Source organism: Rhodobacteraceae bacterium M385 (genome assembly GCA_025141835.1).
Lineage (GTDB): Bacteria > Pseudomonadota > Alphaproteobacteria > Rhodobacterales > Rhodobacteraceae > Gymnodinialimonas.
In genome coordinates this window covers 3,248,124-3,268,403 of record CP081102.1, presented here as the reverse complement: position 1 = coordinate 3,268,403, position 20,280 = coordinate 3,248,124, and the positions used below count along the sequence as shown (strand labels likewise).

The 20,280-nt window shown below is 59.9% G+C and carries 16 protein-coding genes; 2 read left to right on the top strand and 14 right to left on the bottom strand.

What is annotated here, in order from left to right:
* Positions 1-24: 24 nt before the first annotated feature.
* From K3728_16005 to K3728_15990, 4 genes are all read right to left on the bottom strand, one after another.
* Entirely contained in the window at positions 25-1,578 is a 1,554-nt protein-coding gene (locus K3728_16005) for an ABC transporter substrate-binding protein (protein ID UWQ95174.1), read from the bottom strand.
* 135 nt (positions 1,579-1,713) lie between these two features.
* Positions 1,714-2,409: a GntR family transcriptional regulator gene (locus K3728_16000; protein ID UWQ95173.1), complete on the bottom strand. Its 696-nt coding sequence runs from the start codon at positions 2,407-2,409 to the stop codon at positions 1,714-1,716.
* Positions 2,410-2,808: 399 nt separating this feature from the next.
* Entirely contained in the window at positions 2,809-3,777 is a 969-nt protein-coding gene (locus K3728_15995; protein ID UWQ95172.1) for an ATP-binding cassette domain-containing protein, read from the bottom strand.
* Positions 3,774-4,808 (bottom strand): ABC transporter ATP-binding protein, encoded by a 1,035-nt coding sequence (locus K3728_15990; protein ID UWQ95171.1) that lies wholly within the window; start codon positions 4,806-4,808, stop codon positions 3,774-3,776. The genes K3728_15995 and K3728_15990 overlap by 4 nt, the downstream gene beginning before the upstream one ends.
* A gap of 392 nt (positions 4,809-5,200) precedes the next feature.
* On the opposite strand from K3728_15990, the gene K3728_15985 reads away from it, so the two are divergent.
* Positions 5,201-6,175 (top strand): ABC transporter permease, encoded by a 975-nt coding sequence (locus tag K3728_15985; GenBank protein ID UWQ95170.1) that lies wholly within the window; start codon positions 5,201-5,203, stop codon positions 6,173-6,175.
* A gap of 11 nt (positions 6,176-6,186) precedes the next feature.
* A complete protein-coding gene (locus K3728_15980) occupies positions 6,187-7,125 on the top strand; it encodes an ABC transporter permease (GenBank protein ID UWQ95169.1) in 939 nt (312 codons plus the stop codon).
* A 74-nt stretch (positions 7,126-7,199) separates the two neighbouring features.
* On the opposite strand, the gene K3728_15975 is transcribed toward K3728_15980, so the two are convergent.
* The 10 genes from K3728_15975 to K3728_15930 form a co-directional block, all read right to left on the bottom strand.
* Positions 7,200-9,095 carry an ABC transporter ATP-binding protein/permease gene (locus tag K3728_15975; protein ID UWQ95168.1) on the bottom strand — a complete coding sequence of 632 codons (1,896 nt, stop codon included), beginning with the start codon at positions 9,093-9,095 and terminating at the stop codon, positions 7,200-7,202.
* Positions 9,092-10,912, bottom strand: coding sequence for an ABC transporter ATP-binding protein/permease (locus tag K3728_15970; GenBank protein ID UWQ95167.1), 1,821 nt, complete (start codon positions 10,910-10,912; stop codon positions 9,092-9,094). The genes K3728_15975 and K3728_15970 overlap by 4 nt, the downstream gene beginning before the upstream one ends.
* Positions 10,913-10,978: 66 nt before the next feature.
* Positions 10,979-12,367 (bottom strand): dihydroorotase family protein, encoded by a 1,389-nt coding sequence (locus tag K3728_15965; protein ID UWQ95166.1) that lies wholly within the window; start codon positions 12,365-12,367, stop codon positions 10,979-10,981.
* Entirely contained in the window at positions 12,364-13,794 is a 1,431-nt protein-coding gene (locus tag K3728_15960) for a hypothetical protein (protein UWQ95165.1), read from the bottom strand. Before K3728_15960 ends, K3728_15965 begins: the two co-directional genes overlap by 4 nt.
* On the bottom strand, positions 13,791-14,975 hold the full coding sequence (locus K3728_15955; protein ID UWQ95164.1) for a pyridoxal phosphate-dependent aminotransferase: 1,185 nt from the start codon (positions 14,973-14,975) through the stop codon (positions 13,791-13,793). Before K3728_15955 ends, K3728_15960 begins: the two co-directional genes overlap by 4 nt.
* On the bottom strand, positions 14,975-16,201 hold the full coding sequence (locus tag K3728_15950; GenBank protein ID UWQ95163.1) for an amidohydrolase family protein: 1,227 nt from the start codon (positions 16,199-16,201) through the stop codon (positions 14,975-14,977). Before K3728_15950 ends, K3728_15955 begins: the two co-directional genes overlap by 1 nt.
* A gap of 12 nt (positions 16,202-16,213) precedes the next feature.
* Positions 16,214-17,371: a Xaa-Pro peptidase family protein gene (locus tag K3728_15945; protein ID UWQ95162.1), complete on the bottom strand. Its 1,158-nt coding sequence runs from the start codon at positions 17,369-17,371 to the stop codon at positions 16,214-16,216.
* The gene (locus K3728_15940; protein ID UWQ97589.1) at positions 17,368-18,438 is read right to left on the bottom strand and encodes an Ldh family oxidoreductase; all 1,071 of its coding nucleotides are present in this window, start codon (positions 18,436-18,438) and stop codon (positions 17,368-17,370) included. Before K3728_15940 ends, K3728_15945 begins: the two co-directional genes overlap by 4 nt.
* Before the next feature lie 32 nt (positions 18,439-18,470).
* Complete coding sequence (locus K3728_15935; protein ID UWQ95161.1) at positions 18,471-19,349, bottom strand: DUF4438 domain-containing protein; 879 nt, start codon at positions 19,347-19,349, stop codon at positions 18,471-18,473.
* A 1-nt stretch (position 19,350) separates the two neighbouring features.
* The gene (locus K3728_15930) at positions 19,351-20,214 is read right to left on the bottom strand and encodes a DUF4438 domain-containing protein (GenBank protein ID UWQ95160.1); all 864 of its coding nucleotides are present in this window, start codon (positions 20,212-20,214) and stop codon (positions 19,351-19,353) included.
* Positions 20,215-20,280 lie beyond the last annotated feature (66 nt).

The following is a 20,280-nucleotide window of genomic DNA, read 5'->3' as shown; positions in this document are numbered from 1 at the left end:
CAACAGTTAGGAGGTAGTCTCAGTTCAGTTCAATGTCGCGTCGAAGAGGTAAACCTTCTCATCTGGGCGCGGGGTCCAGTTGACGCGGTTGCTGACGCCGTAGAAGTCAGGCTGGAAGTAGAGGTGCAGCCAAGGGCCATCATCGTAGAAAACTTGCAGCATCTCGTCGATGATCTCGCGTGTTTCCTCCTCAGATTCAGCAGCAGCGATGTCTTCCCAACGGTCGAACCAGCGTGGGTCATCCCAATGGGTGTAGTTGGTGCCTGCATCGACAGCGGCCAAGTCGGTCATGTCGTAGAGCGGGCTCCACAATGCGCCACCGGAACCGATGAAGTAGAGGGGTCCTGCGTTACGCTCACGAATGATCGGGATGTAGACGCTGGACCATTCCATAATCTGAAGATCAACATCCAGACCCACATCACCCAGCATCTGAGCAATCGCCTGCACCACGTTGGCGTCGTTCAGGTAGCGGCCCTGACCGGCTTGGAACGCGATGGAGAAACGGACACCGTCGTCGCCACGGGGCCAACCGGCCTCGTCCAGCAGGCGCTCGGCCTCTGCGGGATCATAGGGGTAAGGTTCCAGATCCTGATTGGCGTTGGGCGGGTTCACGATACCGGTCATCCGCTCACACTCGAAGTTAAGCAGCTGGGAACAGATCGCAGGCACGTTCACCGCGTATTGCAGCGCACGGCGCACGGCCGGATCCTGGATCGCATCGCCGCCGGGCTGTTCAGCCATCGCGTCAGACAGGTTGAAGCCCACATACATGCGGCGTGTGCCTTGGATGGGGTTCACTTCGGCCACGCCGGAGTTGTTGATCACGTCCATCTGGTCGGGCGCGACGTTGGTGATGATGTCCACGTTGCCGGCCATCAGCTCGGCCGAGCGGGTGGAGGCTTCGGGGATGATCCGCCAGATGATGTTCTGGAAGCCCACGTCGGCGCCTTCAACGGCCTCTAGGACCACCTCGGAACCACGGCTCCATTCAACCAGACGGTATGAACCGGAACCGATGGGGTTGCTGGTCGCTTCGTCGAGGGTCATCGCCTCGTAGCTGTCCATGCAGTGGATGAACACCTCTGCAATCAGGCCGAAGGCGATGGGGTTTGGGGCACCGATGTTGATCTGAACGCGCAGATCATCCAGCGCTTCGGCGCTTTGGAAGTCGATGGACGAGAAGATGAAGCCGGGCGTGTTGCCGGTGAAGGCATTCTCAGGGTCGGCTGCGCGGTTGAACGAATAGGCCGCATCTTCTGCGGTCAAAGGCTCTCCATCGTGGCAGGTCAGACCTTCGTTGAGGGTATAGACATAAGCCAACCCATCGTCAGAGATTTCCAGGTTGTTGGCCAGATCGGGGTTGGCAACACCGTCGCCGCCCATGCTGTACAGCGTCCCGAAAATATGGCGGGCGATGTTGGAGTTATCGCGTGACGAAATCGGGGCAGGGTCGAGCGTGACGATATCGGCACTAAGCCCAACGACGATCGTGTCGTCATCGGCTTGCGCGAAAGCCCCCGTGGTAAGCGCGACGCTTGCAGCACCGGCTGCAAGCACATTGAGTAGTTTTGGCATTAGCTTTCCTTTCACCTGTTGGATGATCTTCGGAGGACTGAGGGGTCGTGTTCTTGGTTAGTCTTGGTCAGTCCAGTTCGTGTTGCTCCGAAGTTATCCATCAGGCGAAGGGCGCCGTTTGTCAGAACTTCGGGGTCACATTGCCTGCACAATGCCCGCCGGATCGAAGGCGGCCAGAGCGCGGGTGTGATCGGAGATAAGAGAGATAGCGCGATCGGCGTCGCCGTCGGCTATGGCTTGAACGATGGGTGGGTGGTTGCTTGCCACCTCTTCCAGATTGCGCTCGTCGCGGTTACGAAGGGCCATAATCTGGTGGATGCGCAGGTAGAGGTTTCGCCACGATGCCGCGAGCAGGTCATGATCAGCCAAGCGGATCAAGGCGTGGTGGAATGCTTCATCGGCCGCGACCAGCCCGGCGAAGTCGCCAGCCTTTGCAGCGGCAGTCATCTCGTCGCAATGGGTGCGCAGGGCATCAAGGGGGGCCTTGTTTTCCAGAATGCGGCGCACGGCCATCACCTCAAAAACTTCGCGCAGCGAATAGGTTTCAGCCACTTCACGGGCGGTTAGCGGCTTCACGCGCTTGCCTTTGTAAGCAATCGTTTCGACCAAGCCGTCATTCTCAAGAATTTGGATGGCTTCGCGAATGGGCGCGCGGGACACCTTCATCTGCTCGGCCAGCGCGGTCTCTACCAGACTTGTTCCGGGCCGAAGCCGACCGCTCAGGATCGCCGCACGCAACTGGTCGGCCACCTGAACGCGCAGTGGCACGTTTTCAATCGGGGCGATGTCGTGGGGCATCGGCGCGTCAAAGGCCGCTTTCGCATCGGTCATATACTCACTCCTCCTTGGCATACACTCTCCGCCCGTCGAACGAATGACGCCAATCCCGAGTCACAGAAGCGTCCGATAGGAAGATTGCGCAGCATATTGGAATGCGGCCGATGTCTTGCAACATCAATCAGCATGGCGCGGGTCGATTGCATACAATCCGTGACATCTGTCACCGTGAGCTGCGTTGCGCTATGCGTTGTGTGTTGTCGACAATCCATAAGTGGACAATGCTGCATGGTGGAAACGCTTGTCAAGCATTCTTGCAGATTCATTCTGGTTGACCCGCGACCTGCCTATTTTTTGAGTGCTTTCTTGAGCTCGGATAGGCGGGATAGATGCGGGCAGGCTAAACCTGCCCGCTTACGGGTCACGTTGGTGTGGAAGGACGCAGAGAAGCGCTTAAGTTGTGTGGATGCAGGCGCTTACATGGCCTTCGCCCACCGACTTCAGTTCTGGCACAACGGCTGCACAAGCGTCCGTCGCCATAGGGCAGCGGGTGCGGAAGACGCAACCGGTGGGCGGGTTGATTGGGCTGGGAATGTCCCCCTTCAAGATCACCCGGTCTCGCCGTTTTCCCGGTTCAGGGACCGGCACAGCGGACATGAGCGCCTGCGTATAGGGGTGATTTGGCCGTGCATAGAGATCTGCCACCGAGGCGATTTCCATCACTCGGCCCAGATACATGACGATCACCCGGTCGCAGATATGCTCCACCACGCCCAGATCATGGGCGATAAACAGCATCGTCAGGTTAAGGTCTGTCTTCAGGTCTTCCAGCAGGTTGATAACCTGCGCCTGGATCGACACATCAAGCGCGGAGACAGGCTCATCCGCGACAATAAACTCAGGCTCTACAGCCAAGGCACGGGCGATCCCGATACGCTGCCGCTGGCCGCCGGAAAATTCATGGGGGAATCGATCTAAGTGGTCGCGGTTCAGGCCGACCTTTTCAAGCAAGGCGACCGCACGATCTTCATGCTCGGACGGCGTGCCAATCTTATGCAAGCGAAGCGGATGGGTCAGGATATCGCGCACTTTTTCGCGCGGGTTCAGGCTGGCGTAGGGGTCTTGGAAAATAATCTGCATCCGCTTCCGGTAACTACGCAGATCGGCGGTGTTCAGCGCCATCACATCGGCCCCATCGAAACGCACCGCGCCGCCTGTGGCTTCTTCCAGCCGTAAGATCGTGCGCCCGACGGTGGTTTTGCCCGAGCCACTTTCGCCCACAAGTCCCACAACCTCGCCCGGGTTGATCGAGAAGGAGATGTCGTTGACCGCCTTCACGTTGTTGACCACGCGCTGAAGAACGCCGCCATGGATCGGAAAGTACTTTTGCAGCTTATCGACTTCTAACAGCGGTGCGTTCATGACGCTTGCCTTTCGCTTAGGTTCAGCTCTCGCCAACGGGCGCAGCGGATCAGGTGGTCGCTCTCAGCCGCCTCAAGCGGGGGCAAGGCACGGGTACAGGCTTCGGTGGCGAAGGCGCAGCGGGGATGGAAGCGGCAGCCTTGCGGCAGGTTCGTCAGGGCAGGCACGCTTCCAGGGATGGCCTCTAGCCGGATCTTGTTAACCGAAGACCCCAAGCGCGGGATCGAGTTCATCAGACCAGCGGTGTAGGGCATCTTGGGGCTTCGGAAGATCTCTTCCACGCCGGCCGTTTCTACAACCTGCGCGGCATACATCACTACCACACGGTCCGCGACTTCGGCCACAACGCCCAGGTCGTGGGTGATAAACACAATCGCCATCCCCAGCTTCTTCTGGAGGTCATCCATAAGTTCAAGCATTTGCGCTTGGATGGTCACGTCGAGGGCGGTTGTCGGCTCATCGGCGATCAAAATGCGCGGCTCGCACGAAAGCGCCATCGCGATCATCGCCCTTTGGCGCATTCCGCCCGACATCTCGTGGGGGTAGTTGTCTACACGTGTCGACGGCTCTGGAATGCCCACGAGGTCCAACATCTCAATCGCGCGGGCCCGTGCCTTTGCCTTGGATACCTTTTCGTGACGGATCACCATTTCAGCGATCTGCTGGCCGACGGTGTGCACCGGGTTAAGGCTTGTCATCGGCTCCTGAAAGATCATCCCGATCTCTTTGCCGCGGATTTCACGCATCTCTGTGTCGTTCAGGGTGGTGATTTCGCGGCCATTCAGCTTGATGCTACCGCCCGAAACGCGGCCCACGTCCTTGGGCAACAGGCCCATAATCGACAGGCTTGTCACGGATTTTCCCGACCCGCTTTCGCCAACGATAGCAAGGGTTTCGCCCGCGTGAACGTCAAAGCTCACCCCGTCCACGGCGCAGACCGACCGTGTCTTGCTAAGGTCAAAGGTGGTTTGCAGGTCCCTGACTTCGAGCAAGGGCACGCGTTTGGCGCTGTCGGAAGGGTCATGCGTCATGGGTGTGCGGTCCTTGTTGCAGCGTTAGGGCAGGGCGAGTGAACACGCGGATGGTAGGGGAAGGCAAATGCCGGGCAAAGGCTGCTCGATTTTTGGTCACAGGTGCCCCCTTGTTCGGCGTTGTGCATCGACCTACCGTCGGTGTTTGGTTTCTCGATTTGCGCGCTTGACGCATTGATAGTTGCATGGTCTTATTGTTCTACTGTCGACAATCTATAATCCACATTGGGAGAATATCAAATTGATTGTCAAGCTTCCCGAGGTTGGAACTTTGGATAAGTCGAGAAGTGATCACGTCCGGCACCAAGCGGGCCGGAGAACGATTATTCTTTTGGCAAGTTGCGATGGCGCATCTTGCGAAACGCGACGCGCACGTAAGGGGCACTACTAACATGTGGACATTTCTCGCCAGGCGTCTGCTGCAAAGCATCATTGTAATGATCGGCGTGACGCTGATCAGCTTTGTGTCGCTTCAGATCGGGGGCGACCCGACCTATCTATTCGTGTCAGAGAACGCGAGCACAGAAGAGATTGAGGCCGCGCGTATCGCGCTTGGGTTTGATCGCCCGCTCTACGTGCAATACGTCAGCTATATCTGGAATGCGTTGCAGGGGGATTTCGGAAACTCCCTCAGCTACCGGGAACCCGCCATGGGTGTTGTCCTAGAGGCGATGCCCGCGACCATTGAATTGACGGCTTTCTCGTTGATTCTCGCCATTGGCCTCTCGATTCCGTTGGGGATCTTCGCCGCTTTGCACCGGGGCAAGCCCATCGACGGTGGGATCATGACGGTGGCGATGCTGGGGCAGTCGATCCCGAATTTCTGGATGGGAATCATGATGTTCCTCTACTTCGGATTGTACTTGGGGTGGTTCCCGATCTCGGGCCATGTCGCCTTTCTGGAGCCCTTGTTTGAAGGCAACTTCGCAGAAGCCTTCGGAAACCTTCCCAGTGCGCTGCATCATTTGATCATGCCCGCTCTGGCGGTCGGGACCTACACTTTGGCGCGAAACGCGCGGCTGGTGCGGTCCTCGATGCTGGAGGTGTTGCAGCAGGATTACGTCCGCACCGCGCGCTCCAAAGGTATCTCGGAGAGCCGCGTTGTGATGAACCACGCGATGCGCAATGCGTGGCTGCCCGTCGTCACGATGATCGGGCTAGAGTTCGGTTTCCTGCTTGGCGGCGTCGTCGTGGTCGAAACGATTTTCTCATATCCGGGCATTGGGCGGTTGGTTTTCACCGCGATCAACCAGCGCGACATTCCTGTCGTGCAGGCCTCGGTTATCTTACTGGCTGGCATCTTCATCTTGCTGAACTTGCTTGTCGATCTTGTCTACGCGCGGCTTGACCCGCGTGTGAAACTCTAAGGGGACGAAACATGTCAAAGGTCGCTCCAGCGCCAAGCGCGGCAACCACGCAAGAGGTAGGTGGCATGGCGAATTCCTATCGCCGCCGCGAACTTCGCCGCGCCTTCCAAAGCATGCTGACCAGCCGTTGGGCGTTGATTGGGATGCTGATTCTATTGATCGTGACCTTCGTGGCGATCTTCGGCCCCTGGCTGGCGCCGTTTGATCCCAACAGGCAAAACATCATGATGCGTTTGCTTGAACCCGGCCAACCCGGCGCGGGTGATCTGACCTATTGGTTAGGGTCCGACCAACTGGGCCGGGATACGTTCTCTCGGCTGCTGTACGGCGCACGGGTATCCCTGCTTGTGGGCGTTGCCGCCATTGCGGTCGGCGGCACTTTGGGCACGGTTGCGGGGTTGGTTTCGGGCTACTTCGGGGGATGGATCGATGATGTCATCATGCGTTTGGGCGATATCCAACTGGCATTCCCCTTCATCCTTCTGGCGATCATGTTCCTTGTCGTTCTTGGGCCGGGGTTAGTTAACATTATCCTCGTTCTGGGGATCGGGCAGTGGATTACCTATGCGCGGATTGTACGGGCGCAGACCCTCAGTCTTCGGGAAAAAGAATATGTTGAGGCCGCGCGTGCCATGGGTGACAGCACATTCTCGATCCTGTTCCGCACCATCCTGCCCAATATCATTGCACCGCTGACCGTGATTGCATCGTTCAACGTGGCGGGCGTGATCCTGTCGGAAGCCGCTTTGTCGTTCCTTGGCCTTGGCGTGCCGCCCGATGTGCCGACATGGGGCAGCATGTTGTCGGAAAGCCGCGATCACCTGCTGTCGAACAAATGGTGGTTGGCCGTCTTCCCGGGGCTGGCGATTGTCTTCACGGTGCTGGCGTTCAACATCATCGGCGATTGGCTACGCGACTTCCTGGACCCCCGCCTGAAAGAGAACGGCTAAGCGGGGCGGCTATCGGGCAAACAAAAAGGGCGGCACCTTCGGGGAGCCGCCCTTTTTGTTGTCTGCAATACCGCTCAGGAGCTTTGCACCTCACCCGCATCAATGCTGGCATCCGGTACGTCATCAAACGACGCATAATTCACGCTGTATAGCTGCGCATACAGGCCGTTCATCGCCATCAGCTCGTCATGGTTGCCTTGTTCCAACACTTCACCGGCTTGCAAGACGATGATCCTGTCGGCGTCGCGGATCGTGGCCAAGCGGTGCGCGATCACAAGACCCGTGCGCCCCGTCAAAAGCGTTTCCAACGCCTTCTGGATCAGCATCTCTGTATAGCTGTCGATGCTGGCTGTGGCCTCGTCCAGCACAAGGATGCGGGCATCGGCCACAAGGGCGCGGGCGAAGCTGATAAGCTGTCGTTGACCAAGCGATAGCGTGCCGCCCCGCTCGCCCATCACCGTCTGATAGCCCTTGGGCAGCGCCATGATGAAGTCATGGGCCCCGACAGCCTTGGCAGCAGCGATAACGTCTTCTTCGGTCGCGTCTGATTTGTTGTAGCGGATGTTCTCCAACAAAGTGCCGCTGAACAGGTAGGGCTCTTGCAAAACCATGGCGATCTCGCGCCCGATGGAGGCTTGGGTCACCTCGCGCACGTCTTTGCCGCCGACAAGGATCTCTCCGCCTTGCACGTCGTAGAACCGGTTGAGCAGCGACATGGCGCTGGATTTGCCCGATCCGGTGGGACCGACAAGGGCCACCGTTTCACCGGGTTGCACCTTGAAGCTGACGTTCTTGAGCACCGGATTGGCTGGATTGTAGCCGAAGGTCACGTTCTTGAACTCAATCGCGCCGTCCATGTCGTGGGGCAGGTCGACGGCGTCTTCGGCGTCCTTGATATCGACGGGCACGTCCAGCACGTCGATCAACCGCTGGCCCGAGGCCATCGCCCGCTGCATCACCGAATACTGCATCGTGAGCGAGCGGATCGGGTCAAAGAAGCGTTGAATGTAGAACAGGAAGGCGACCATCACGCCGACTTCAAGCTGCTGGTTCAGCACTTTCGACCCACCAACCACAACCACAACGGCCATGGCGATCCCTGTGAGGCTATCGACGATCGGCACCATGACCTGCGCGAATTTGGACGCGGTGCGATGCGCCAGTAAGGTTGCCCGCGCCTTATCGGTATAGAGCGCAAAGTTGACCGGCTGGCGGTCCATACTTTGGACGGTGCGCACGCCGTGGATCGCTTCGGCCAAGGCGCCATTGGCCACGGAATTTGCCTCGTGCGCGGCCATGAACGCAGCACGTGCGCGGGGCAGCCAGACGATGCGGACAATGAACAGCACCGGCAGAACACAAAGCGTCAACAGCCCCAACTGCACGTTGAGCCATAGCATCGAGATGATGATCCCGAACAGCAGAACGATATCGCCTACGGAGAGGACCGAGGTCTCCAGAAACTCCTGCATCGCGTTCACGTCACCTTGCAGACGCGACATCAGGCGGCCCACTTCGGTCTTGTCCATGAAGGTCAGCGACACGTCCTGCAAATGGCTGAACATGGCGGTGCGGATGTCGAACAACACGTTCTCGGCTGCTTTGCCCACGATGCTTTCTTGCAACCAAGCTGCGCCGTAGTTCAGGCCGATAGCGATCATGAAGGCGATCATCGCCGTGCGCAGGGCCGATTGCCCGGCAAGGTCTGCGGTCAGGCCGTTGTCGATGCCGTAGCTGATGATCAGCGGGATCGCGATCTGGGTGGCGGTGAAGACAAGAACCGCCAGAACCGCGATGATAATCTGCCGACGGTAGGGGCGGACGAAATCCCAGATGCGGGAGGTGATGGCTCGGTCAAAGACGCGGCCAAACATCTCTTCCTCGATCCGGTGCGAGCCTACAACCGCACGGGGCGGGCGGCGGCCATTGTCGCGGATATCGCCGCGTTCAACTTCGAGTTCCTCGCTCATTGGGCGGGCTCCTCTGGTCTGATTTGAAGATCGTGCAAGGCGCGATAACGCCCGCCAAGGGCCAGCAACTCCTCATGGGTGCCGCGTTCGACAATTTGACCGTCCTCGACAAACAGGATCTGGTCGGCATGCATCAAAGAGTTCAACCGATGCGCCACGATGATGGTCACACGCTCGCTCGCCTGCGCTTGAATGGTGGTCCTGATCCGCTGCTCGGTGCCCGCATCCACAGCGGCCGTGCTGTCGTCGAAGATCAGCACACTGGGGCGAAGCATGAGCGTGCGGGCAATCGTCATGCGTTGCCGCTGACCACCTGACAGGGACGCGCCACGCTCACCCACGATCGTCTCGTATCCGGCGGGCAGGGTGGCGATGAACTGGTGCAATTGCGCCGAGGCGCTCGCGTCCGCGATCTGCGACGGCGGGGCCCAAGGGTCACCGTATGCGATGTTGTTTTCCAGACTAGTGGTGAACAGAAACGCATCCTGCTGCACGGCGACCACCTCATGGCGGAGCGATTTGAGCGTCACGTCACGGACGTCTTGGCCATCAATTGAAATCGCGCCACTGGTCACGTCGTAGAAGCGGGGAATAAGGTGGGCAATGGTGGATTTGCCGCTGCCGGGCGGGCCGATCAGGCCGATGGTTTCGCCCCGTTTAGCGGTAAAGCTTAGCCCATGCAGCGTGGGCTTCGACGCGCCGGGATAGGTGAAGCCGACATTGTCGAATTTCAGGACGCCGCTTTTAACTTCCAGATCACTGGCATTGTCTGCATCAGTGATCGCTAGGTCCAGATCCAGCAGAGCGAACACGCGCTCACCACAGGTCGCGGTGCGGGCGAAGGAATTGACCAACATCCCCAACTGGCGCACCGGCATTTGCAGGATCGTCATGAAGGTCAGGAAAGAGGCCAAGGTGCCCACGGTAATGTCGCCTGCGACGACCTTGTTGGAGCCGACCCAAAGCACCAAGCCCATGGCCAGCAGGAAGGAGAAGGTCATCATTGACGTGTTGCGCACCCGGATATCGACTCGTTCGTGGGCAAGGTCGAGGGCAGAAGTCGAGGCGTTTTCGTATTTCGCCATCTCGTAGGGTTTGGCTGCGAAAGCACGGACCACACGGATGCCGCCAAGGTTTTCTTCCATCACACGGCTCAGCACGGACAGGCGGTTTTGCAGCTCCAGCCACGTGCCACGCAGCTTGAGTTGCGTCACAGAAGACCGCCACGCAACGAATGGAACGAAGCTAAGCGCCAACAGGCCGAGGACAAAGTCGGTGGACAACAGAAGGTAGCCACCGGCGCCGATCAGGATGCTCAGAAGCACGATCCGCACCAGACCGGTGGAGAAAAACATTCGCACGCCTTCCAGATCCAACATGCCCAAGGTGATCAAATCGCCCGAGTGCATGCGGTCATGAAAGCCGAAGCTAAGGCGTTGGATCTTCTCGTAATACTCCAACCGCAGCATATAGCCGACGTTGTGGCCCACGCTTTCGCTGAAGTAGTTCTGGAAAACGGTGAACAGCCCGCGTGTCACCATCACGCCTAGTACCAACAACGCAGTCGCCCAGAGACCCGAGGCCGCCGTGTCGGCGCTAGAAGGGTCAGAGACAAGGCGCTGCGTTTGGTCCACGGCCCGCCCCAGAAGGACCGGCACCAGCAATTGCAGTACCGACGCCGCAACGGTTGATCCAAGCGCGATCGCGACCATCCAAGGCGACTTCAGCGCCAGCGCTGTGACCCGTTTGATGGTGTTAAACCCGCTTTTCCAACCGACGGTGTCGGTGGGGCGCATGATCTCATCAGCCACGGCCATGAGCGTCCTCCCTTTAGAGCAAGGGCCAGACGCTTGGAGCATCCGGCCTCTATCTGTATTTTTTCGTCATTTCCCGGCGGCAGGGGTCACAAATTCCCCCGCGCCTTGTGCGCCAACAACGGCGCCGTCTTTGAAAACCGTCCTGCCTTGAAGGATGGTCTGGGTGACCTTGCCGCGCAGGCGACGTCCTTCAAAAAGATGCGCAACTTCGCGGGCATGGGTGTGGAGGGTCTTGGACGAAATCAACGTCTCACCGCTCATGTCCACAATCGTCACGTCCGCCGCGCTCCCCGGCAGAAGTGCGCCTTTGGCGGGGTAGAGTCCATACCGCCGGGCCCCGTTTGCACAGATTAAGTCATGGGCGCGTTTCAGGCTCAATCGGCCTTGGGCTACGGCGTCGAGCATGGCTGGCAAAATGAACTCGATCCCCGGCACACCGGGAGGGGCGGCGGGGAAGTTGCCTTCGGCGGCTTGCTTTTCCGCTTTCGCAAAGGGCGCATGGTCGGTGGTGACGTAGTTAATCACGCCGTCTTCAATGGCCTGCCACAGCGCATCCTGATCCGATTGGTGGCGGATCGGCGGATTGACCTTGGCGTAGATGCCAGCCTTCGCCACGTCCTCTTCCGTAGTGAAAAGATACTGGGGACAGGTTTCAGCGGTGAAATCCGAAGTGCCCGCGAAGGCACGCAGAACCGCGACTGTCTCGGCGCTGGTGACATGGGCGATGTGCAGTTTGGCTTGTGCGGTCATGTTCATCGCCAGCAACTTGGCCACTGCCACAGACTCGCAGATCGCGGGGCGGGACTTGCCATGCGTTGCCGCATCAGCTGGATCAAGCGCCTTCGCGGCGTCCTCAAAATGCGCCAGAAGCGATGCGCTTTCGGCATGGACCACGATCGGCATTCCGGTGTCTGCCAGCAGTTGCAATGCGCGCAGCTGGTCCGCCTCGTCCGGGAAGGCCAAACCTTCGAATTCATCGGCACGGCCAGCGGGGGAGGGGGTGGTGAAGATTTTCCAGGCAATCGCCCCGATCTCCATCATCTTGTCGCGGCTGGCCTCGGTCAGATCGCCCGGCGCGGCATAGAGCGCGAAGTCGATAACCGCGTTTTCGCTGAAGTGATCGCGGCGACGGGTTAGTTCTTCGGGGGTGGAGCAGCACGGCTTCGAGATTGGCATCTCGAACAATGTCGTCACACCACCTGCCGCTGCGGCCCGTGTCTCGGACAGGACCGTACCGCGTTCGGGGTAGGCGGGCGCGCGGACGTGGAAGTGGATATCCACGATGCCCGGAAGGATGGTTTTGCCGGTTGCGTCGATCGTCTCGGCTGCAGTGGGTCCGGTGCCGGGGCTGTAGACCCCGGCAACCCGACCGCCCATCAAGCCGAGATCAGCCTTCACCAAGCCGTCGGGCAGCAAAACCTCGCCGCCCGAAATCAATGTGTCCAAGATGCTCATTTCAGCCCCAGTTCGGTCAACGCCTTGGCCACGCCATCCAGATTAGTCAGGTGCATGGAGGCATAGTTGGGCGACAGAACAACGCCGTGCCCGCCCGCGCGATAGGTCGCCATGACTGAGCGATAGGCGATATCTGGCGTGCATTTTGCTTGATCCGCCCGCACCCGTGGCGCGTCGATCCCAAGGCCCATGAAGACCTTCGCCTTGTCATGGACGCCCGTCAGCGCCTCGGCGCATTGGCCGTAGACGTAGGTATCGGGGTCGAGGCCGTCTTGCACAACGCTGTCGAGGCCAGAGCCTTGGATCCCCAGAATGCCGTCGAGGATTTTCATCGCAACTTCAGGATCAAAATCGCGCAGGATCGTTTTCTGGAAGAAGCCGAATTCCTTGTGCCAGATTTCACCGGATTGGTGCTGATAAGTAATCGGCTTGACCCAGTCGGCGTACATCGTCTGCTCTTCCCACGGCCATTGGGCACGGCGGAAGATATTGAAATGGTTGCGGTTCCAGACGTTCAGGCCAAAGGGCATGTTCGGCTTGCACCACTTCACAAGGCCATAGAGCTCGCGGTCGAGGTCTTTGTTCCGCTCCAGCCAGAAGCGCTCCCAGATCAGCACTTCGGGGTTTTGCATCAGCACGCGAATAAAGGTGATAAACGCACCATCGTCGAACTCCTTGCCGCCCAAGGCGTCCTGCATGAAATCATACATCGCGATGCAGGCACGGCGGCAGGCTTCCACGTCGATGCCACGGGCAATCGCCTCATTTCGGCTGGCCTCTGAGAAATCACCGGGGGCTTGACCCTGCATCATCTGATCCAGCGGAGAGTTCCGCTCGTTACACCACATGATCCCGTCGATGTCGTAGTTGCGCACCTGATCTTCGATGATCGCATGCATCCAGTTGCGGTAATCGGGGTTGGAGGTGCTGGGCTCATCCTTGCGGACCCCGAAGACGTCCACTTCCATGCAAGAGGCAAGGTTGGGGATCTCGATGTTATTGACCGATCCGTGGCCCGCATATTTGAAGAACGGCTCCATCAGCTCGACATAGACCTTCATGTCGCGCTTGTGCGCCTCGGGGATGACGAGATCGAGAATGTCGATCCCTTCCATCTCTTTATCCGTGGCGCGGAAATCCTTGATCAATGTCTTGGAGTAATAGCGCGGATCGGGGTTGTAATAGGCGCCGCCTTTCATCGTGAACGGCTCGGGCACGCCGTGGTCGGGCCAGCCGTCCAGCTTGTGTGCGATGGATCGTCCGGTCTTTAGGCCAAGCCAGGACACGGTGCCAAGCATCAGAACATTGACGCCCACGCGGTCCTTCAGCGTATCCAGAACAGTATCGACGCCTTCGTCAATAAAGCTGATCGGGCTGACTTGGATTCCGACGAATTTTTCATCGGGGTTCGGGGTCATATTGCTCATGCGGAGGCCTTCTTGTTGGCGGTGATAAAGCCTTGGATGCGGCCCATCGCTTCTTGGATGACGGGCAGCGGCTGGAGGTAGCTGATGCGGATGAAATCGCTGTCAGGCTCGCCAAACATGTCGCCGGGGAAGACCATGACACCGGTGTCGCGCAACAGGTTCTCGCAGAAGGGCTTGGCCTTCATGCCCGTGCTGGAGATGTTGGTATAGATGTAGAATGCCCCGCCCGGTGCGCCGTAGGTCAGGCCCGCGTCGGTCAATGCCGCCATCAGATAATCGCGGCGTTCGGCATAGTCGCGGAACGTCGCCTCCATCTCGTCTTGCGGGCCGGTCAACGCGGCCAGTGCGGCGTGTTGCGATACGGTGCAGGTGTTGATCGACAGCGTGTGGCGCGGCTCGGTCAGTTTCTCCACGAAATCCGCGGGCGCGGCCATGTAGCCTACGCGCCAGCCGGTCATTGCATAGGTCTTGGAGAAGCCGTTCAGCGTGATCGTGCGCTCCTTCATGCCGGGCAGGGTGGCCAGCGACAGGTGCTCGTGCCCCGGATAGATCAGCTTGGCGTAGATCTCATCCGCAATGATCAGAATGTCATGCTTGATTGCCAGATCCGCGATCTTGCGGATCACGTCGGGCGGCGTCACCGCTCCCGTGGGGTTGTTGGGAGAGACCAGCACAAACATCCGCGTCTTGTCGGTGATCCGCTTCTCAATCTCGTCCACGTCCAGCGCGAAATCGTCCTTCTGGAAGGTGGGCACCGGCACCGGCACGCCGCCACACATGTGGACGGCGGTGTCGTAGGTGGTGAAGCGGGGAGAGGTGATAAGCACCTCGTCGCCCGGTTGCACCAGACCCAACATGCACAGCATAATGCTTTCCTGCACCCCGGCGGTGACGATGATCTCGTCTGCGTTATAATCCAGCCCGTACTCGGCCTTCAGATTGTCGCAGATCGCTTGACGCAGGGGCGGCAGGCCCGTGGGGCCCGTGTAATGGTGCTGATTATCATCGAGCGCGGCCTTGGCGGCCTCGACGATATGGGCTGGCGTGTGGAAATCGGGGTCACCGCGCCCCAGCGCGATGACGTTATCAAGGCCAGATGCGATCTCGAGCATCTTGGTGCGGAAAGAGCCGTCTTCTTCGACGATCCGAGGGGCAGTGCGTTGCAGCAGTAGCGAAGTCATCAGTGCATCCTTTTGCCGTCGATGAAAGTCATCTCGACATTTTCCAGGGCGGTAAGGTCTTGGTCGGGCTTGCCGTCGACCACGATCATGTCGGCCAGTTTTCCGGCTTCCAGCGTGCCAAGCGTGTCGCCGACACCGTTCAGAACGGCCGCGCGCGCGGTGATGGCACGCAGGGCATCAAGGTTGTCAGGGCACACGCCCACTTCCACCATGAAGCCAAGCTCCGGCACGATGCGATCGTGTTCCACCGCAGGGCTGCCTGCGTCGGTGCCGAAGACGATTGGCACACCGGCTTTGGCAGCGCGCACCAGCCCGTCGAAGCGGGACTTGTCGGCCACGGCGCGCTTGCGCTCTTCGATCTTCCACTCGGGGATGCCGAAGTCGCGGGCGATCTTCTCGTTGGCCTGAATGACAAGGGCCGAGAAGGTCGTGACGATCGGCAGTTTCTTGTCGAGCAATAGTTGAATGGTCTCATCGGTCATCGAGCCGCCGTGTTCGATGCAGTCGATCCCGGCCTCGGCAACTCGCGCGATGCAATCATTGTACGTCGCATGGGCCGTAATCGGCAGACGGTTGCGGTGTGCCTCGTCGATGACGGCGTGGAGTTCCTCGTCGGTGAATTCCAGCGTGTCGTGGCAGGCCATGATCTTGATCAGATCGGCGCCACCTTTCACCTGATCGCGCACGGCACGGCGCATCTCGTCGGCACCGGACGCCTCGCGGCACACCCAATAGGTGTGGCCTCCGGTCTGGATGATGCTCTCGCCCGAGACCAAAAGGCGCGGGCCGGGGAAGATGCCTTGGGCAACCGCCTGTTTGGTGAACAGGTTAGCGTTATGCACGCCTAGGTCGCGGACCAGCGTGATGCCTGCGCGCAGGCTTTTGATCATGTTGCCCGCCGCCTTGTAGGCGCGGATTTCGGGCGCGTCATACATACTCTGCTGGCTGAGTTCGTGAATGCCGTCCCAAGACAGATGCGCGTGGCTGTTCATCATGCCGGGCATCAGGGTCTTGCCCTGCGTGTCGAGGGTCTCAACCCCTTCGGGCGCCTCGGCGCGGGGGCCAACGGCCGCGATCTTGCCGTCTTTAACGTGGACAAAACCGTCTTCGATGATCTCATCGGCAACACAGGTAATAACCCGGCCAAAGAAAACGCAATCTACGGCCTCTGCCTCAAACATCGGTTTGGTGATTTTCTGGTAATGCCAGGCGGCTGGTTCGGGCATCTCTAAAGCTCCTCAGATTGCGATGACGCGGGCGTCGATGGGGGTGGTGGTCTGGAACCGGGACGGGATATCGACACCGTCCTCGGTCACGACCATCGTGTTAATCGTGCGGTATCCGTCGAGGCCGGGGCGGTAGACACCGGGCTCGTTCGAAAAGATCATGTTGGTTTGGATCGGTGTGTGGTCGCCGGGGGCAAGCCATGGAGCTTCATGGCCCTCTAGCCCCATGCCGTGGCCGATGCGGTGGCGGATCGCGTCGCCAAGGCCCGCCTCGCGGAGTGCCTCCAGCGCGGCATCATTGGCCTGAGTGCAGGTTGTGCGGGCAGCGAGTGCGGCGACGCCCGCGTCGTTGCAGGCCTCCATGGCGGTCATGATCCGGCGCTGATCGGCGCTGATCTCGCCCACAATCAGGGTTGCGCCACTTTCGGCGTGATAGCCGCCAAGACTACCGCCGATCCCGGCGATTAGGGTCTCTCCAGGTTGCGGCACCCGCTCCAGAACTGCGCCATGGGGCAGGGCAGCGCGGGGGCCGGAATGGACCGAAGCGGTGATGCCCATGGGCGTGCCGGAAAAGGCGGTTTTGTGTTTTGCAAAAAGCGCGCCACGGGCATGACCCATGGCGTCGGCCATCAAATCGGCTTCGGTGCCGCCTTGGGAAATAATATCGCCGGCCTGCGCGTGCAGGCGTGTCAGGAACAGGTCCGCGAAACTGGCGGCCTCGACCGTCAGGGCGATTTCCTCGGGTTCTTTAATCGCGCGGATCTGCATAGCGTAGTCGGTCAAGTCGAGCTGCACGACCATTGTTCTTGCTGCATCCAGTAGGGTCGCATCCAACAAGTCGACCGCGACGCGCTTCCGTCCGATTTGATCGAGCATCCACAGGACGGCGGGCACCTCACCGGGAAATTCATCGTAGAAACGCAGGTCATTTATACCCGTGCCTTCGGCGTTCTCCCGTTCCAGCGCGGGCAGCATCAGGATCGGATCGCCGTCAACCGGAACCCAGACGCCCATGGGGCGCTCGTTGGCGGAAAGGAACAGGCCAGTTGCATAGGCCAGATTGGGGGCCCGCAGTAGGAGAAGGCCATCAACACCTGCGGCTTGCGCCCGCGCGCGCAACCGGTCACGCGCGCGGGCAAAGAAATCTGCACCAAGGGGGCGGAGGCTCATAGGAAATCGCCCGTGTAGGGGCCAAGCTCGTCAAGGGGCGATTTCAGGCCCAATTCCTTCGCAAGCTCTTTCATGTCTGCCAAAACCACAGTGTCGATTGGCACGCCGTTCTCGGATTTGGCTGCGGTGCGACGGGCTTCTTGTTCGCCGGGGACAAGGATCTCGTCAAAGCCGGGGCGCAGGGCGCGAGTCTTGGCCATCTGGACGAATTCACCCATCCGCGTGGCGTAATCCTCGGGATCCATGAACCAAGAGATATCGATGGCCTGGAAGTAGTGGGACACGTCCAGTTTCTTGGGGTCGGAGTAGGGTTTCAGACCAAAACCGCCCCCCGAAAGCACGCCCGTCAGCGCCTCGGTCATGAAGGCGAGGCCATAGCCCTTGTGCCCGCCAATCGCGAGAAGCGGGCCTTTCAAGGCGGCAGCGGGGTCGTCGGTTTCCTCGCCCTCTGGGGTGATCGCCCAATCCAGCGGCATCTTTTTGCCCTCACGGATCAGCCAGTTCATCATGCCTTTGCCCGCCGTGGTGATGGCGATGTCCAGCACTGTCGGGAAGCCTTGGTCAGACGGCGCGGCGATGGACCACGGGTTGGTGCCCGTGACGCCCTCGCGCCCGCCCCAAGGGGCCATTTCGGGGCCCGCATTGGTGAACGCCATGCCGATGCAGCCGTGTTCCAGCGCTTGGCAGGCGTGAACGGCGCTTGATCCGTAGTGCGTCGAGTTGCGCACGATCACGGTCCCAATGCCGCCCTCTTTCGCTTTCTTGATCGCTAAGGCCATAGCCTTGGACGCGGCCACGGTGCCGATCCCGTTGTGGGCATCGACCAGCGCCAGCGCGGGGCCTTCCTTCACGACGGACCATCCGGCTTGGGGGTCGACCTCGCCATTCCCGATGCGCTCATGATAGCGACGCAGTCGGGCGACGCCCTGGCCTTGGCCGGGGTGAAACCGCAGTTCCGAGAAGATCAGCGCATCGGCAAAGATACCTGCATCCTCGGCGGTCAGGCCAAGCGCCTCGAACCCTTCCGAGACAAAGGCCCGCAGTTGAGCGCGGTCGACGTTGGTCATTTTGATGACGCGGGCAGGGGTTTGTTCAGTGGTCATGCGGAAAGTCCTAGAATGTCTGCGATATTGGTGCCGGGTGCGTCGAAGCTGCCCAGTTGGCCTGCGGGCGCGGTCATCACGACAGTCATGCCGGGGCCGTAGCCTGCGCGGGGGCCGTCGGTCTGGCCCACGATGCCAATGCTCATCGCGCCGCGCAGATAGCCGTGGTTGTAGCGGCTGTCGGTGTCCTGGATCGCGACGACATCACCAAGGCGCAGGTTGTCGAGCCCGTGTTCCGCCAGAGCGGCACGGTCGGTGGATTGGATATGAAGTGAGCCGCCTTCTGACGTAAGCCCCGCGCCGGCACCCACGAAATGCGGCGGCACCGTTGCGACAACGCCGATTTTCAGAACGTCGCCCTCCATCTTTTTGGGAAGCGCGTCGAAAAGGGCCGGGGACAAGGATTTGAAGGCAACATCGGGACAATTGGGCACCGACAGACCAACACCTTGGCTCTTTACCAGAATTTTGTCATCCACAGCGATCTTGCGGCGGGTTTCGGTGTCGAAGTGTATAATGACTTGGTCCGAGAACCGCCCGGATTTGCCCGTCACCACACCGCGCGCGCCTTTGGCAGCGCCGCTGGCGATCATCGCCTCGTTGCCGACACAGGCAAAAACGTTGAGACCCCGGTTCTTGTTCGCATCGGGGTGAGAGATGCTGACAGAAGGGTGGATGCAATCGCCCGCCCATCCAAAGGCACTGTCACCCACGGTGACATTATAGACGATGCCGCCGAAGGTCGGCCAAAGGAAGGCTTTGCCGTCCGCGTCCAAGCGGTAGGGTTCTGCCGGAAGGCCAGAAAGGGAGGGGTTCGCGACCTGTCCCATGACAGAGACGGTGACAATATCGGCGGCGTTGGTTTGGATGCTCATATCAGGCTCCGAGGTCGAGAAGAGTGGCAAGGTTCGCGGAGGGATCGACAGTGAAGTCGATCTCACCCTCGCGGGCTGTCATTAGGGTCAGAATGCCGGGGCCATGGCCTGTCATGATGCTATCGCCGTGGATACACAGGCAGATAGAGACGGCGCCCTTACGGTAGGACCGGCCCCAGTGATGATCGGCGTGGCGGATGGCGATGACATCGCCAAGGCGCATCTGGTCAATGCCGAGTTCCGCCATTAACGCGCGGTCGCCCGACATCAGATCCTGGTCGACATATTCCGAGTTCAACTCGGCCCCCGAGCCCATGATGCGGATCGGCAGTTCCATCGCGACATTTACATGGAGGCGCCCGGCGTCTTCGGTGATGCCGAGGGCATGGAACAGGCGCGGGCTCATCTTCTTGAGAGCGACACCGGGGTAATCTGTCAGAGCCAGGCCTTGACCCTTGGTCATGACCTGAATGCGATCACCCGGTGCCATAATATCGTGCGCCTCGGGCGAAAATTGCACAAGAATGCGCGCATGTTCTCCTACGACAATGCCACGTGCACCGGCGGCCATCCCAGAAGTTACAACCGCCTCGTTCCCGATACAGTTGAGGTAATGCAGCGCGTGGTGGCGACCCGAATCCGATTCGTCATCAATGGAAACACCCGGCTCCACATGGTCGCCCGCCCACCCAAAGGCACGATCGCCACAGCGGACGTTATATGTGATCCCGAACATGCCCGGCAGGACTGTCGCGCGGCCGTCGGGATGCGGAATGTACTGGCCGGGGCGCACCGCGGGCGTGGTGATTACGCCTGATACGGCCATCTCGACCAAGGCGGCTTCGTTGGTGGTTGGGGTAGACATTTAGTGACACGTCCTTTGCGGGCAGGGGCGGCAGAATTGGACAATGTTTTGGTTTGACTTCCGATG

What these genes read in the sequence shown, in the direction of transcription:
- K3728_16005 (UWQ95174.1), bottom strand. Translation starts at nt 1,578, where the DNA reads ATGCCAAAACTACTCAATGTGCTTGCAGCCGGTGCTGCAAGCGTCGCG.
- K3728_16000 (UWQ95173.1), bottom strand. Translation starts at nt 2,409, where the DNA reads ATGACCGATGCGAAAGCGGCCTTTGACGCGCCGATGCCCCACGACATC.
- K3728_15995 (UWQ95172.1), bottom strand. Translation starts at nt 3,777, where the DNA reads ATGAACGCACCGCTGTTAGAAGTCGATAAGCTGCAAAAGTACTTTCCG.
- K3728_15990 (UWQ95171.1), bottom strand. Translation starts at nt 4,808, where the DNA reads ATGACGCATGACCCTTCCGACAGCGCCAAACGCGTGCCCTTGCTCGAA.
- K3728_15985 (UWQ95170.1), top strand. Translation starts at nt 5,201, where the DNA reads ATGTGGACATTTCTCGCCAGGCGTCTGCTGCAAAGCATCATTGTAATG.
- K3728_15980 (UWQ95169.1), top strand. Translation starts at nt 6,187, where the DNA reads ATGTCAAAGGTCGCTCCAGCGCCAAGCGCGGCAACCACGCAAGAGGTA.
- K3728_15975 (UWQ95168.1), bottom strand. Translation starts at nt 9,095, where the DNA reads ATGAGCGAGGAACTCGAAGTTGAACGCGGCGATATCCGCGACAATGGC.
- K3728_15970 (UWQ95167.1), bottom strand. Translation starts at nt 10,912, where the DNA reads ATGGCCGTGGCTGATGAGATCATGCGCCCCACCGACACCGTCGGTTGG.
- K3728_15965 (UWQ95166.1), bottom strand. Translation starts at nt 12,367, where the DNA reads ATGAGCATCTTGGACACATTGATTTCGGGCGGCGAGGTTTTGCTGCCC.
- K3728_15960 (UWQ95165.1), bottom strand. Translation starts at nt 13,794, where the DNA reads ATGAGCAATATGACCCCGAACCCCGATGAAAAATTCGTCGGAATCCAA.
- K3728_15955 (UWQ95164.1), bottom strand. Translation starts at nt 14,975, where the DNA reads ATGACTTCGCTACTGCTGCAACGCACTGCCCCTCGGATCGTCGAAGAA.
- K3728_15950 (UWQ95163.1), bottom strand. Translation starts at nt 16,201, where the DNA reads ATGCCCGAACCAGCCGCCTGGCATTACCAGAAAATCACCAAACCGATG.
- K3728_15945 (UWQ95162.1), bottom strand. Translation starts at nt 17,371, where the DNA reads ATGAGCCTCCGCCCCCTTGGTGCAGATTTCTTTGCCCGCGCGCGTGAC.
- K3728_15940 (UWQ97589.1), bottom strand. Translation starts at nt 18,438, where the DNA reads ATGACCAACGTCGACCGCGCTCAACTGCGGGCCTTTGTCTCGGAAGGG.
- K3728_15935 (UWQ95161.1), bottom strand. Translation starts at nt 19,349, where the DNA reads ATGAGCATCCAAACCAACGCCGCCGATATTGTCACCGTCTCTGTCATG.
- K3728_15930 (UWQ95160.1), bottom strand. Translation starts at nt 20,214, where the DNA reads ATGTCTACCCCAACCACCAACGAAGCCGCCTTGGTCGAGATGGCCGTA.